At 52.8% G+C, this 13,954-nt stretch carries 12 protein-coding genes; 3 read left to right on the top strand and 9 right to left on the bottom strand.

Translation table 11 applies throughout. From position 1 onward, the window contains the following. Positions 1 to 58: 58 nt before the first annotated feature. Positions 59 to 1,609 carry a glucose-6-phosphate dehydrogenase gene (zwf, locus tag NYE33_RS09185; protein ID WP_039307355.1) on the bottom strand — a complete coding sequence of 517 codons (1,551 nt, stop codon included), beginning with the start codon at positions 1,607 to 1,609 and terminating at the stop codon, positions 59 to 61. A gap of 270 nt (positions 1,610 to 1,879) precedes the next feature. Further along, positions 1,880 to 2,701 (bottom strand): YwmB family TATA-box binding protein, encoded by an 822-nt coding sequence (locus NYE33_RS09180; protein ID WP_341065527.1) that lies wholly within the window; start codon positions 2,699 to 2,701, stop codon positions 1,880 to 1,882. 226 nt (positions 2,702 to 2,927) lie between these two features. On the opposite strand from NYE33_RS09180, the gene NYE33_RS09175 reads away from it, so the two are divergent. Further along, a complete protein-coding gene (locus NYE33_RS09175; RefSeq protein WP_341065526.1) occupies positions 2,928 to 4,262 on the top strand; it encodes an MATE family efflux transporter in 1,335 nt (444 codons plus the stop codon). Positions 4,263 to 4,331: 69 nt separating this feature from the next. Here the strand turns inward: NYE33_RS09175 and NYE33_RS09170 are convergent, their stop codons facing one another. The 7 genes from NYE33_RS09170 to NYE33_RS09140 all read right to left on the bottom strand — a co-directional run bounded on the left by NYE33_RS09170 (position 4,332) and on the right by NYE33_RS09140 (position 9,250). Then, a complete protein-coding gene (locus NYE33_RS09170) occupies positions 4,332 to 4,985 on the bottom strand; it encodes a response regulator (protein ID WP_039307403.1) in 654 nt (217 codons plus the stop codon). Between the two features lie 21 nt (positions 4,986 to 5,006). Beyond that, positions 5,007 to 6,041, bottom strand: coding sequence for a sensor histidine kinase (locus tag NYE33_RS09165; protein ID WP_076247715.1), 1,035 nt, complete (start codon positions 6,039 to 6,041; stop codon positions 5,007 to 5,009). 46 nt (positions 6,042 to 6,087) lie between these two features. Beyond that, the gene (gene liaF / locus NYE33_RS09160; protein ID WP_039307347.1) at positions 6,088 to 6,735 is read right to left on the bottom strand and encodes a cell wall-active antibiotics response protein LiaF; all 648 of its coding nucleotides are present in this window, start codon (positions 6,733 to 6,735) and stop codon (positions 6,088 to 6,090) included. A gap of 298 nt (positions 6,736 to 7,033) precedes the next feature. Then, positions 7,034 to 7,741 (bottom strand): PspA/IM30 family protein, encoded by a 708-nt coding sequence (locus NYE33_RS09155; RefSeq protein ID WP_039307345.1) that lies wholly within the window; start codon positions 7,739 to 7,741, stop codon positions 7,034 to 7,036. A gap of 3 nt (positions 7,742 to 7,744) precedes the next feature. After that, a complete protein-coding gene (locus tag NYE33_RS09150) occupies positions 7,745 to 8,221 on the bottom strand; it encodes a PspC domain-containing protein (protein ID WP_042139929.1) in 477 nt (158 codons plus the stop codon). 4 nt (positions 8,222 to 8,225) lie between these two features. Beyond that, entirely contained in the window at positions 8,226 to 8,903 is a 678-nt protein-coding gene (locus NYE33_RS09145) for a PspA/IM30 family protein (RefSeq protein ID WP_042239590.1), read from the bottom strand. Between the two features lie 47 nt (positions 8,904 to 8,950). Further along, the gene (locus NYE33_RS09140; RefSeq protein WP_039307338.1) at positions 8,951 to 9,250 is read right to left on the bottom strand and encodes a LiaF transmembrane domain-containing protein; all 300 of its coding nucleotides are present in this window, start codon (positions 9,248 to 9,250) and stop codon (positions 8,951 to 8,953) included. Between the two features lie 288 nt (positions 9,251 to 9,538). Here NYE33_RS09140 and NYE33_RS09135 point away from each other — a divergent pair, with 288 nt between their 5' ends. Together NYE33_RS09135 and NYE33_RS09130 are read left to right on the top strand one after the other, a co-directional pair. Continuing rightward, positions 9,539 to 11,392 (top strand): glycosyltransferase, encoded by a 1,854-nt coding sequence (locus NYE33_RS09135; protein WP_341065525.1) that lies wholly within the window; start codon positions 9,539 to 9,541, stop codon positions 11,390 to 11,392. After that, positions 11,389 to 13,812: an exosporium glycoprotein BclB-related protein gene (locus NYE33_RS09130; RefSeq protein WP_341065523.1), complete on the top strand. Its 2,424-nt coding sequence runs from the start codon at positions 11,389 to 11,391 to the stop codon at positions 13,810 to 13,812. Before NYE33_RS09135 ends, NYE33_RS09130 begins: the two co-directional genes overlap by 4 nt. The last annotated feature ends 142 nt before the right edge of the window (positions 13,813 to 13,954 follow it).

Raw genomic sequence — 13,954 nt, 5'->3', positions numbered from 1 at the left:
AAAAAGATCCCCCTGCAGCGTATGCAGAGGGATCTCCAACAGTTCTCTTATTCAGGGCTTAGCGGTTAACCTGCCATACCACATTGTCTTCATCCTGGCCGTTGACCGGCCACCAGTGGAAGCCTTCGCCAGCCAGCAGCTGATCGGCTTCGACCGGCCCCCAGGAGCCGGCAGGATAGGAAGCGAGATCGTTGCTCTCTTCCTTCCATGCCTTGGCGATACGGTCCACGAAGGACCAGGCCGAGGACACTTCATCCCAGCGGGTGAAGTAAGTGGAATCCCCGCGCGCAGCATCATGCAGCAGACGCTCATAAGCTTCCGGCGAGTTGATGCCGATCATGCAGCTCTGGCAGAAATCCATCGCCAGCGGCTGAATTTCCGATTCCGAGCCAGGCTTCTTGGCATTGATCTTCACGTAGATGCCTTCCATCGGATTCACACGGATTACGAGCAGGTTCGGCTCCAGATTATGCTTCTGGCCCAGATAAACATTGGTCGGCATTCCTTTGAACTCTACAACCACTTCCGTAGTCTTCACAGGCAGACGTTTGCCGGTACGGATATAGAAGGGAACCCCTGCCCAGCGGAAGTTGTCTACAAATACACGGGCTGCGAAGTACGTCTCCGTATTCGATTCCGGGTCCACCTTATCTTCCTGGCGGTAAGCCGGAAGGGTCTTGCCCTTGTAGAGCCCTTGCGTGTATTGACCGCGCACTACGTTCTCGCGAACCTCTTCCGCCGTAGCGTAAGGACGAAGCGAACGGAGCACCTTCACTTTCTCATCACGGATATCTTCAGCCAGCAGACGGCTTGGCGGTTCCATAGCGATCATTGTCAGCAGCTGCAGAATATGGTTCTGTCCCATATCGCGCAGTGCTCCGGCATGATCGTAATACCCGCCGCGCTCTTCCACACCCACGGTTTCCCCGAGTGTGATCTGAATGTTGGCGATATGCTTGTTGTTCCACAGCGGCTCGAAGAAAGCATTGGCGAACCGGATCACTTCAATATTCTGCACCATTTCCTTACCGAGGTAATGGTCAATCCGGTAAATCTCTTCTTCCTTGAACACCTGGCGGATTTGCTCGTTCAGCTGTTCAGCGGATTCCAGATTGTAGCCGAATGGCTTCTCGATCACCAGACGGTTCCAGCCCCGGGTCTGCAGCATGCCGCCAGCCTTCAGGTTGAAGGAGACACTGCCGAACAGTTCAGGTGCAAGCGCCAGATAGAACAGGCGGTTGCCCGGAATATGGAACTTCTCTTCGAGCGCTTCCGTCTGGGCATTCAGCTCACGGAAACCGTCAATATTGTTGATGTCCAGAGACTTGTATTCGAAATGCTGCACGAACTCGTTCCATTCCGCAGCATCTCCTGCCTGGTAGCGGCAGAACTCGCGGATGGATTCCTTCACATCTTCCCGGAATTCATCCTGGGTACGGGGACGCCGAGCCACGCCAATTACCGCAAAATCATGTGTCAGCTTGCCTTCACGGTACAAACTGTAAATCGCCGGGAAAAGCTTACGCCGGGCTAGATCTCCGGTTGCCCCGAAGATAAAGAATACAGCACCGGGTGTATGCAGTGCATCAAGGGTTTGATTTTCAGCCATGGCTCCTCATCTCTCTGTATGTAATATAGTTGACATTCATTCTCAGCGGCGGTCATGATATAAAATACGCATGACGGCGTGATGTCATTTTATCATAATTGCACTAAGGATGCTATCACATTCCTGACAGTTTTTCTCGGGATTTCGTAATTTTCCATTACTCTTTCTTATGCTTTCACATGTTCCCGCTTATACTACCGATATTATACCCCCACGCCAAAAGCTCCGCAACGTGGAGCCGCTGCCGAGTAAGCCCGGAAATCTCCGGCTTCAATATTCGATCGTAATCAGCGGAAGTCCGAGGGTCACACGGTTTCTGTCCTCATTCCCGTCCCTGTGCACCGCCAGCTGGAGCGCAAGCTCATGTCCGCCGCTGCTGACGGTGCGCTGCAGGCCGGGCACGCTATACGAACGGCTGGATGTAGTTTCATCTGCGTAATTCTCTTCCGCATGAATGCCGGGGAGCTGCGCTGCAAGGTTCTGCTCTGTGGCCAGGAGCGCAGCCTGAGGTCCGCTCTGCTCCTTCGACGAAGCCTGCAGCGAGACGTTCCACTCTGCCGCAATACCCGCCTGAAGCATCGCCTGCCCGGCGTCACCTGCTGCGGAAGGGAGCTTGGGCGAGTCCAGGAGATCCGCCGTCTCGAAGGTGACGATGCAATAACTCCGTCCGCCGCCGAGCTCGCTCCAGAACAGGGAGACCTTCACTCCTCCGCTGAGTTCTGAGGAGGAACGTAAGGTTAGATGCCCGTCCTCATCAGAGGAGCTGACTTCACCGAGTCCGAGCCGGGAAGACAGGTTCTGTACAGTAGCGTCTGCCGCAGCTTCTCCGCTATATTCTCCCTGCCACTTCAATACGAGCCGGAGCGGAGCCCCGGGAGCAGATACCTCGCGGCCGAGTGTAGTCAGCAGCGCCAGAGAATCCTGAAGCTCTCCCGCACCGGCCGTAGAAGCAGTGACCGCAGACACAGCAGATACTTCCTGTAAGGCATTTCCTCCGGCTGTCCCCGCGCTGCGGAAGCCGCTAAGCAGCATAACCGCCACACACAAGCCCGCCAGCACCAGTATCACTCTGCTCTGTCCTCTGTTCCCCACTCTGCATCTCCCTCTCAATCCGTTCTAGTAATCTACTAGACAGGATATCCAGCTTCAGAGAAAGATATACCCCGCTGAGAGAGACTGTCTGAGACTCCCGATCCGGCAGCTGCATAGTTCACTCGGAATGTAATGAGATTTTAATCATTTCTATAGAAGTATTTATTAGTTTATATTTCCATTAATAGGATTCATATTATAAACATAGAAGAGGTACTCAATCAGCATGCTTAAAAAGTGGTTTCACCGAAACAGCGCTGACTTCCGGCTTATCAACGATCTGGTTGTCCCTATGCTTTTCCTCCAGATCCTCCAGCTTCTCTTTCAGCTCGGCGACCAGGCGATTATCGGCAGGCTTGGCGTTGAAGAATTTGCCGCAGTGGGCATCGCCTCATCTTTTATTTTTCTGATCACCGGAACGATCGGCATTCTATGCGCAGCCTTCAACATCATCGGCGGAAGATTCTTTGGCAACAATGATATTCCTAAGTTTGGCCAAGCTTTTAATACAAGCATGACAATGTCCATCATGATCGGCATCTTGTTCGAACTGCTGCTGTTAGGGACTGGCAGATGGATATTGGGCACGGTCTATGATCTGAATTTCGCACCTGCCACTCATTATTTGTATATCAGCGGAATGACCATGGGCATGAATATGGTTCTGTTTAATTTCTCAGCCTATTTCAAGAACATCAACCAAGCCAAGCTGTTAACATTCAGTTTCGCGGCAGCAGGCATCGTGAATATATTCTTCGATTATGTGCTCGTCTTCGGCAAATGGGGATTTCCTGCGCTGGGTATGAGCGGCGCCGCTGTCGGCTCTGTCGCGGGCTATGGTGCGAGCATTATAGTCTGCATCTATTTTTTCCGCAAAAGCAGCTTATTCAGCTTCTCTCTTCAGATCAACCGGCCCATTGCCAAGCAGCTGCTGAAACTCTATTTCCCCATGGCTCTTCAGGACCTTATTGAATATACTTTGTTTGCAATGGGCATCATGGCGATCATCTCCAGAATGGATTCTGAATTCATCGCGTCATACACCGTTGTGACCACTTTGCTTGAGATCATTATGATTCCCATGTACTGCTTCGCGGGCAGCTGTATGACAATTACCGCCCAGGCCTACGGCAAGCAGCAAGCAGGGTACACCAAATATTCGTATTTGTCACTCCAGCTTATGTTAATGATCAGCATTCCGCTTACCTTGATCATGATCTCCTTCTCCTATCCGCTTATCGCCATCATCACAGATAAGGCCGTTGTCATCTCACTAGTGGAACATGTTCTTCCGCTGGCGCTGGCACTGAATCTGATGAACGGGCTGCAGATGATTATGCGCTCCACCCTGCAGGCCATCGACCTGGAGAAGTGGGTGCTTGTGTACTCGGGGGTGGTGTATGCAGTATCCCTGGTGATCATTTATATATGTATCCGGAAGCTCGAACTAACCGGTGTCTATCTCGGGTTTGGGGTTAGTTATCTGCTCTTATCCTTAGGTTATGTATACAAACTGCAAGGACGTGAGCCTTACGCGCACGCAAAAACACTTTCAAGATAACTCCCCGTCCCTCCCGGGCCAGGGCTGATTTCTCTTGAAAGTGCGTAATGGCTTCTATGGTCTAAGGCTTTATTCCGCCAGTCCATTCTTATATGCGTAAATAGCCGCCTGGGTCCGGTCTTCGACGCCCAGCTTGGCGAGAATATTCGTGACATGGAATTTCACTGTCTTGATTCCAATAATTAATTGATCGGCAATATCCTGATTGGACTTGCCCTGGGCCAGCAGCTTCAGTACTTCCATCTCGCGTTCGGTAAGCTCCTTGTAGGCCGGAGATTCACCTCTGGCATTCGAGCGGAACCGGTTCATCATTTTGGAAGCCACTTGTGATTCCAGCACGGACTGCCCTCTTGCGGCAGCCCGGATTGCATCGGCGACTTCACTGGCCCGCGAGGTTTTGAGCAGATAGCTGAACGCGCCGGCTTCAATGACCGGATACATTTTCTCATCATCCAAATAACTGGTCAGCACTATAACTTTGCAGTCCGGGTACAGCTTCAGCAGCTGTCTTGTTGTTTCGATCCCGTCCATACCGTCCATCACCAGATCCATCAGCACCACATCCGGATTATATTCCTGTGCCAGCCGGATTCCTTCTTCGCCGCTTCCGGCTTCACCTACAACTTCAATCCCATCCTCGGTGCCAAGCACCGCAGCAAGTCCGATCCGGACCATTTCGTGATCGTCCACCAGCAGGACCTTGATCGCTTCCGCTTCCTCCATCTCCATGGTTACCCTTGCCCCCTATTCATTGACTACCGGTACGGTAATATCAATCCGCATTCCTTTGCCGGGAGCGGTGATGAACTGGATCGAGCCCCCGATCTCCGTTATCCGCTCCTGCATATTCGAAAGTCCGTAGGATGTCTGCTTGCTCTCATCCAGCTCAAAGCCGATCCCGTCATCACGCAGCGTCAGACGGACCGTATCGCCGCGGCGGTGCAGACGGATCTCCATCTTCTCCGCTTTGGCATGGCGCAGCGTGTTCGAAATCGCCTCCTGCACAATGCGGAACAAATGATTCTCGACGCCTTTGAGCAGCTGCACGCCCTGATCCATCTCGAACACAATATCAATCGGAACCTTGATCTTCAGTTCCTTGATCAGCTCCTGCAGCCCCTGCTCCAGCCCCTTGCCTTCCAGATATACCGGCCGCAGGTGCAGCAGCAATGCCCGCATCTCCGACTGGGCTACGGCGGACATCTCCTCAATCAGCGCAATTTGCCGCTGCGCCTTGTCGAAATCCTTCTCCAGCGTCCGGCCTACAGCCGTCGCCGTCATCGAGATCGCGAACAGCTGCTGGGATACGGCATCATGCAGCTCGCGTGCCAGCCGCTGGCGTTCCTCGATAATCGCCGTCACCCGGGCTTGCTCGGCAAGCTTGGCATTATTGGTGGAGAGCCGCTGCAGCGTAGTCACCTGATTCTCCCACTTGCCGCCGATCCGTCCGAGCTGTTCCCCGAGCCGGCCCAGCTCATCATGGCCCAGATCCGGCATTACCGGGGTGAGGTTGCCCTTCTCCCAGGCTACCAGTGTCGCCCGCAGCAGCTCCAGCTTGCGCTTGCTGCGGAAGCCCTGATAGAACCCGTACCCGATGCCGAAGGCCATCGGCAGCAGAATCAGCGTCATTGCCGTTCTCACGCCGACCTTCCAGTCCTCAAACGGCTGTAATAATCCATATGTATACATAATGTATGTAATAACAAGCAGCATGATCAAAGAGAACAGAGCCCCCTCGCCCATACTGCGCGTTACCATGTTACTGCTTTTTTTGCCCATGCCCGGGAGCCCTCCCTTCCATCTCTCTGCTCATATGCTGTATTCATCAGGGAAACCGTATGTCGAGATCACCCATCAGATATGAGATATTGAATTTCACTTTATGCTCACTGCTGTCGTAGTTGGGTGACTTCCAGTTCAGCCGGTTCAGCATCCCTGTGTCCCGGTGACTGCCGGATTCAATAGAGCCGAACAGCACGAAGGCTTCGATCTCTACCCCGTAATCCTCGGACATCAGAATATCCACATCGCCAAAAATACCCTGGAACAGCATAATTGTCTCTTGTTCTTCCGCCATCGCCAGCGAAAGATCCACATCCGCCTCACCCAGCACATGCCAGGCACTGAGGCTGCGCATGACCCACGGCGAGAGATCCCAGTCGAATCTGGAAGAGAAGCTTTGCTTCTGCATAAACCCGGCCTTGCGCTGCATTCTTTTGGATTTGACAAAGAACATCCCCAGCGAAATCAGGCAGATTCCAAGCACCAGCAGCAGATGGTCCAGCAGCAGCAGCACCGCGCCGATCCCCAGAAGCTTATACCCCTGCTTCACCTTGCCTGACGTTGTCCGGTAAATCCCCAGCAGCAGGAACAGGAGTGCGACAATGGAGAAGAAGCCGATCCATTTGCCAAAAATCATCAAGCAGCCGACACCAATCAGTCCGATGGCAATCAAACGGTTCCGTTTATCCATTCCGCACCTCCTTAAAGTTTTGCCAAGCGGAAACAGCTACGCCGTCTTTTAAGGGACGGTGCGTTTCAGCGAGAAATTGAAGGATAAGTTATCATGCCAGCATATAAATTCTTATATTTGAAGCAAAACTGACTTCGTAAGCATAATCTAAGTTTTGCCAAGCTGACTTCGCAAGCCTCAGCTTATCTGCAGCTATAACCGCTTCCCGCTACAAAAGCCATACCGGTATGGAGAATCCATACCGTATGGCTTTACCTTGTTCAGCATATCATATCTGCCTATTCTTTAGGAACAGGCATTATTCTTCTTTTTTATCAAGTGAAGGAGCTGCCGGAGCAGAATTCAGCTTGCTCTTCAGTGCTGCGAGCTGTTCTTCCACTTTGAGCTGCTTCTCAGGATCTACCGGCTTAGCATATGCGGTTGCCGAAGGGCTATACGGAGCACGCATAACATCTGCTTCCGCTTCAAGCTGCATGATCTTTTCTTCCATGCGGTGGAATCCAAGGGATGCACTTCCGCTTTCAATGGAATGTACACTGCTGATCTGGGACATTTGCTTCTTGGCTTTGGCCATTTGAGCGCGGGAGACCAGTTCATTACGTTTGTTGCGCAGCTTGTAGAACTCATCCTTCATATCATGAAGCTGCTGCACCAGTTCCTTGGCTTGAACTTCAGCCTGGGCGTGAAGCTCGCTGTATTCAACATGCTTCTGATCGAAATAAATCTTCTCTTCCAGCAGCTTGCGGGTAACTTCCTCCTGGCCGTTCTTAAGCGCAAGTTCCGCTTGTGCTGCACGCTGTCCGGATACCTTAGCAGCTTCATCCACACGCTGCTTCATACGGCGTTCGTTGGCCATCTGCTTCGCTACCGTTACTTCAGCCTCATGAATCTCAGCCTCCATATCGCGCAGATATTGATTCAGCATTACGATTGGGTCCTCTACCTTATCCAACATGTCGTTTACCGACGCTTTAGTCATATCTTTAATCCGTTTGAATACTCCCATGATTTACACTTCTCCCTTCTCATATTTAGACAGTTTTTGTTTGAGCTCTTCTACTTCTTTTTGCAGTGCCTTCTTCTCAATATCCTTCATCATGGCATCCAGACCGGAATCGGGAGCCGTGTAAGCGCCTGCTTTGTCATAGCCGGGATTATAGCCCGGCTGTCCGCCGTAAGGGCCATATCCTTGTTGTCCCTGAGGTCCCTGCGGTCCGCGGCCATGCTCAGGTCTGCCTGAGTAAGGACCGCCATATGGGCCGCCCGGCGCACCGGGTCCAGGTCCGAAGGGATTGTACTGGGTAGGCTCCTTGGGAATTACCATTGCTGCGATAAGGTACACCAGGATAGTGGCTCCTCCGCTAAAAGGAATGCTGACCACCAGCAGAATTCTGAACAGTGTGGAGTCGATGCCGAGTGTCTCGGACAATCCGCCTGCCAGCCCTGTCATTACCCTGTCTCTGGTTGAACGGTACAATCGGGTCATAGTACTACTCCTTTCTGCCATCATTGTTCAGCTTCTCCTTCAGGCGGGCCATTTCTCTTTCGAGCACGGTCGCCACCGTCTCACCGGCCTGCACTGCGTATTCCTGTCCCATCCGCCGCAAATCGCTCAGGCTTTTGGCTTCCAGCTCCCAATCGGTCATCTTGTCCTCCAGACGGCCGAACATCTTGGGAACATCACCGCCGCCGTAAGCACTCGCTCTTTGATTCATGCGCTGCTGCAGCCGAAGTGATTCCATCCGGGCTGCATAGAACTGGCGTTTGCTGTACACTGTCTGATACTCAATTTTGAGTTCATTCAACTGGCTTTCAAGCTCAAAGAGTGATTGCTGGCTGGTTTCCAGCAGCCCGCTGTATTGCTCCAGCTTTTCCTCGTGGATAATTTTCTCCTGCAGTGCCAGTTTGGCGAGATGATCTTCGCCGGCCTTGAGCGCGAGGAGTGCCTGCTCTTCACGTTTGTTTCTCATGGCGGTTGCCTGATTCACCTGCTGCTGCAATTGCTTCGTATGGGAAGCGTACTGCTGGTACAGCCGCTCAGCCTCCCCAATTTCCTCACGGGTTGAATGTAGAAATTGATCAATCAGCTTCACGGGATCCTGACTCTGCTCCAGGCGTTCATTCAAGTTGGCTACGGTGATATCCCTCATTCTGCGAAAAACACTCATGATTTCCTGTTCCCTCCCTGCTTCTAATTAAGTAATTGTTCTACCTCTTAGTATGTTCTGCTCCGCTTACCCCGGAGTACCGAGATGCCCCACACTACCAGCGCCACACCGAGCAGCGGTCCGATAATCCAGGAAAGCTTGGAGAGCAGGGACATGATACCGATGAACATTACCACCCAGCCGATAATCTTGCGTCCGCTCTTAATTCCGTAGTATCCGAGAACCACCAGCAATACCGGGAACAGGATGCCGAAGATGCCGTGAATCAAATGAGGCAAAATCCCTAACAGCATTACCGCTCCAATTGCAATCAGCACAATCGCAAGTCCGTTACCTTTTCTTTGCATTTTTTCTCACCGCCTTTCGCTGATCTCTTTCTTATAACCTTATTCTAGGGTAAACCGCAGATTTTCAAAACAGACTGTGGACGGTTTTATGTACTGGACCTTAGTCGGGGACTTATGCACGACCGCAGACTGCGGGGCTCGGGAAATAATTCATCTTGCATAAAGCTACACAACTATTGTTGGACTCTACATTATAATGAAGACTTTTGTCGGATAATGTCCAGAATATGTCCACTTTACTGTGATAGAGTGTGATATATATCATTTCAAATCAAATGGAGGGATTGAATGCAAGTATCCATTATCATATTGGCCCAACATCTTCGATTACTTAAATCATGCCTGGCCAGTATTGAGTTATTTACGGAAGCCCCCTATGAGCTGATTGTGATTAACGATGGCGGCGGTGAAGAGATCAGCAGCTATTTAACTCTCCATAAAAAAGCGCGCTCCTTCTCGTCCAAGGAACGTATCGGCGTGTCCGGAGGATACAATCTGGGCGCATCCTTTGCGGCTGGTGAATACCTTGTATTCATGCGTGACCATATGATTGTGTCTGAAGAATGGCTGTCCAGCCTGACCGGCTGTGCCCGGCAGCACCCGCAGGCAGCGATGATCGGCCCTGTCAGCAATGATGTTAGCGGCCCGCAAAGACTTCCGGTGATCTGTACAGAGATGGAGCAGCTGGATCATATCGCCAGATCGTTCGCACTCTCCAAAGCCGGACAAGCCAAGACCACAACCCGGCTGCTAAGCCATCTGCTGCTCATGCGCCGTGATGCCTTCGGTCAGCTCGGAGGCTTCGATGAACAATTCGGACTGGAATGCTACGAGGATGACGATCTATGCTACCGTGCGCTCCAGGCAGGATACAGTCTGCAGATCGCCCTGGACTGCTTCGTGCGCTATATCCAGCCTCCACCGCTGTTCCCGGAATCGCCCGGTTGGTACAACGCACAGCTGATTGCCAATAAAGAAAAAGCCCGCAGGAAATGGGGCCTCGATATTACAAGTGCTCTATATGAAATGAAACGCAGCGTCACCGTGAGTCTCTGCATGATTGTCAAGAACGAGGAAGCCACTCTTGAACGCTGTCTGGACAGTGTCTCAGGACTGGTGGATGAGATCATCATTGTGGATACTGGTTCAACAGACCGCACCAGGGAAATTGCTCTGCGCTACACGGACAAGGTAGCTGATTTCACATGGGTCAACGATTTTGCCAAAGCGCGGAATTATGCCTTCAGCCTGGCGACACAGGATTACCTGCTCTGGATGGATGCTGATGATATTCTGCTGCCTGCAGATGCCGAGAAGTTCAGCACCTTGAAGAGCGCCTTGGAATGGGATACGGACGCGGTATCCATGAATTACAATCTGGCCTTTGACGAGCATGGTAATGTCACCTCCAGCCTTACACGCAACCGCCTGGTCAAGCGGGAGAACGGCTTCCGCTGGATCGGTATCGTCCATGAATACCTGGAGGTTAGCGGCAAGGTGCGACGTTCGGATATTTCCATCACCCATGGCAGAGTCCACGGGAATTCTGACCGCAACCTGAATATCTACGAGAGCCGTCATGCGGCCGGGGAGATTTTCTCCACCCGGGATCTGTTCTACTTCGCCAATGAGCTGAGGGAACATAAGCAATGGGACAAAGCCATCTCTTTCTATGAAATGTTCCTGCAGCAGGTAGACAGCTGGATCGAGGACCGGATCAATGCCTGCGGAAACCTCTCCGATTGCTACCGGGAGCTTGGCAATGAACAACAGGCCAAAGCTAAAGCGCTCCAGTCTTTCTCTTATGATCTGCCCCGCGCAGAGAATTGCTGCCGGCTTGGCAGCCTGTACATGCTGGAGAACGACTTCAGCAAAGCCATCTTCTGGTACAAAATGGCGAGCGAATTAACCAAGCCGCTGGACAATTACGCCATTCTCCAGCATGCCTGCTGGAGCTGGCTGCCGCATCTGCAGCTCTGTGTCTGTTATGACCGCATCGGCCAATATGAACGGGCCAGTGCCCATAACGAAATGGCTGCGGAACACATTCCTTTTGACAGCAAAGTGCTGGCGAACAGAGCCTACTTCACCGGCCTGGGCGTTGCAAGACAAACATATACTTTAGGGGGAACTACTCGATGAAAAAAGCAACAACCCGCTATACAGAAATCGCCCACGGCAGCGAAAACTCCAAAAAGGATATCAAACCCGCTTTAGTAAAAACCTCAATGGCGGTTATGGTGCTTAGCCAGGTAACAGCCGTGCTGCCCAGTGCCGGATTCGGCGGTACAGGCATTGCCTCCGCAGCTGAAAAGAAAGCCTTCAATGATGTAAGCAGCAGCTCGTGGATGTACAAATATGTAATGAAAATCGCCGCTTTGGGGTTTGCGGAGGGAGATACCACCGGGAACTTCAATCCAAAGGCGCCGCTGACTCATCAGGAAGCTGCAATTATGGCTGTCCGTTTCCTGGGCACAGAGGAGCCTTCCGGCACTTCGGCCAGTTCTTCGCTTGAAGTCAGTGATTGGGCAAGTGCCTGGGTGCAGACCGCTATTAATGAAGGTTTAATTAAACCTGAAGAGGAAGCCGCTTCGGGCTGGGGAACACAGAATGCCAGCCGCGAGTGGCTGACTAAACTTGTGATCCGTCTGCTCGACAAGGAGAATGAAGCACTTGCCCTGGCCAGCGAACCACTCCCCTTCAATGACGAGAATCAAATTTCCGCTTGGGCTACCGGCTATATCAATGCAGCTTCCCAGTTAAAAGTAGTCCAAGGCTTCGAGGATAAAACGTTCAGACCTACCGCTGATGTGACCCGTGCCCAGGCGGCAGCTATTTTCAGCCTGGCGGAAAGATATGCTCCGGCCCAATCCGGAACTGTTGCCCGCGGCACTGTCGTCAGCCTGACTGGCAGCCAGATTGGTGTACTGACAGAAGCTGGTCAAGTCGTGAACCTTAAGATTGACAGCACAACACTGATCTTCGGCACTGGCGGAGCTTCCGCTTCTGATATAGCCGCCGGGCAGCCCATCACGGCAATCTACAGTAACGGAGCAGCTTCTTATATTGAAATCGCCGACATTACCAAGGCAGAAATTACGCTGCCGGCGCCAAAAGGCGAAACCGGAGCTACTGGTGCAGCAGGCCTGGTGGGTGCTACGGGGGCGACTGGCGCTACAGGGGCGACTGGCGCAACGGGTACAACCGGAGCAACAGGCAGCGCTGGCTCCTCAGGAAACCAAGGAGCAATCGGGGCGACTGGTGCGACGGGGTCTGCCGGTCCTATCGGTGAAATAGGCGCAACAGGTGCAACGGGCCCGGCAGGTGAGACCGGCGTAACCGGAACCACGGGGCCTACCGGGGCAACGGGGCCCGCCGGCGAAGTCGGCGCTACTGGGGCTACTGGGGCAACCGGCCCAGCCGGTGAAGAAGGCGCCACTGGGGCTACCGGCCCTGCGGGCGAAGAGGGAGCTACTGGGGCAACGGGGGCAACTGGCGCTACTGGAGCCACTGGGGCTACCGGCCCTGCGGGCGAAGATGGAGCTACTGGGGCAACGGGGGCAACTGGCGCTACTGGAGCCACTGGCGCTACCGGCCCTGCGGGCGAAGAGGGAGCTACTGGGGCAACGGGGGCAACGGGCGCTACTGGAGCCACTGGCGTTACAGGGCCTGCGGGCGAAGATGGAGCCACAGGCGCAACGGGCGCTACAGGAGCCACTGGCGCTACTGGACCTGCGGGCGAAGATGGAGCTACTGGGGCAACGGGCGCTACTGGAGCCACTGGCGTTACGGGGCCTGCGGGCGAAGAAGGAACCACTGGCGCTACTGGTGCTACTGGTGCTACTGGTGCTACTGGTGCTACTGGTGCTACTGGTGCTACTGGCGAAGATGGAGTCACCGGCGCTACTGGTGCCACTGGCGTAACTGGCGCTACCGGGTCGACTGGTGCTACCGGTGCTACCGGTGTTACAGGAGCCACCGGGGCGACTGGCGCCACTGGTACTCCAGGGGCTAGCGCAAATGCCTATATCCCGTTTTCTTCAGGAAACCCTGCTACTGTAACTACGATAGCAGGCGGTTTGCCAGGCACTGGCGCACTGATTGGCTTCGGAAGCTCAGTAAGCGGCGTATCCGTTACCTCAGGAACTATTGATTTAACCGGAGCAAGCGGCACAAATCTCAATTATGCCTTTTCTGTACCAAGTGCCGGAACCATTACATCCCTAAGCGGATATTTCAGTACAACACAAGCACTTTCTCTGGTGGGAACTACGGTAACTATTACAGCCCAACTGTACGCGAGTACAACGCCCAACAATACATTCGTGCCTGTACCTGGAACTGCAATGACATTGTCTCCCTCGCTTACAGGAATAATATCCGTAGGATCCGTCTCTTCCGGTATAATTACAGGCCTATCTATTCCTGTTACAGCACAAACGCGCCTGCTTATGGTATATTCAGCATCCGCGGCAGGTCTCAGCCTTAACAATACTGTTCAAGGATACATGAGCGGCGGTCTCAATATTTCGATGCCGGCAACTGTACCAACACCTCCCTGATAATTCATTTTATTAATTAAAAGCTGATTCTTAGCAGATATTCTGCTGGGGATCAGCTTTTTTTACTGTCCCTTCCAAATTATACGGCATCATATTCTCTTGCAGGATCTCCCAGTCATGGCCATAATATTGAGATAACGCT

This window comes from Paenibacillus sp. FSL R10-2199 (assembly GCF_038000235.1).
Lineage (GTDB): Bacteria > Bacillota > Bacilli > Paenibacillales > Paenibacillaceae > Paenibacillus_AQ > Paenibacillus_AQ phytohabitans.
Note: the sequence above shows the minus strand (reverse complement) of the source record. Positions and strands in the feature narration are given on the sequence as shown.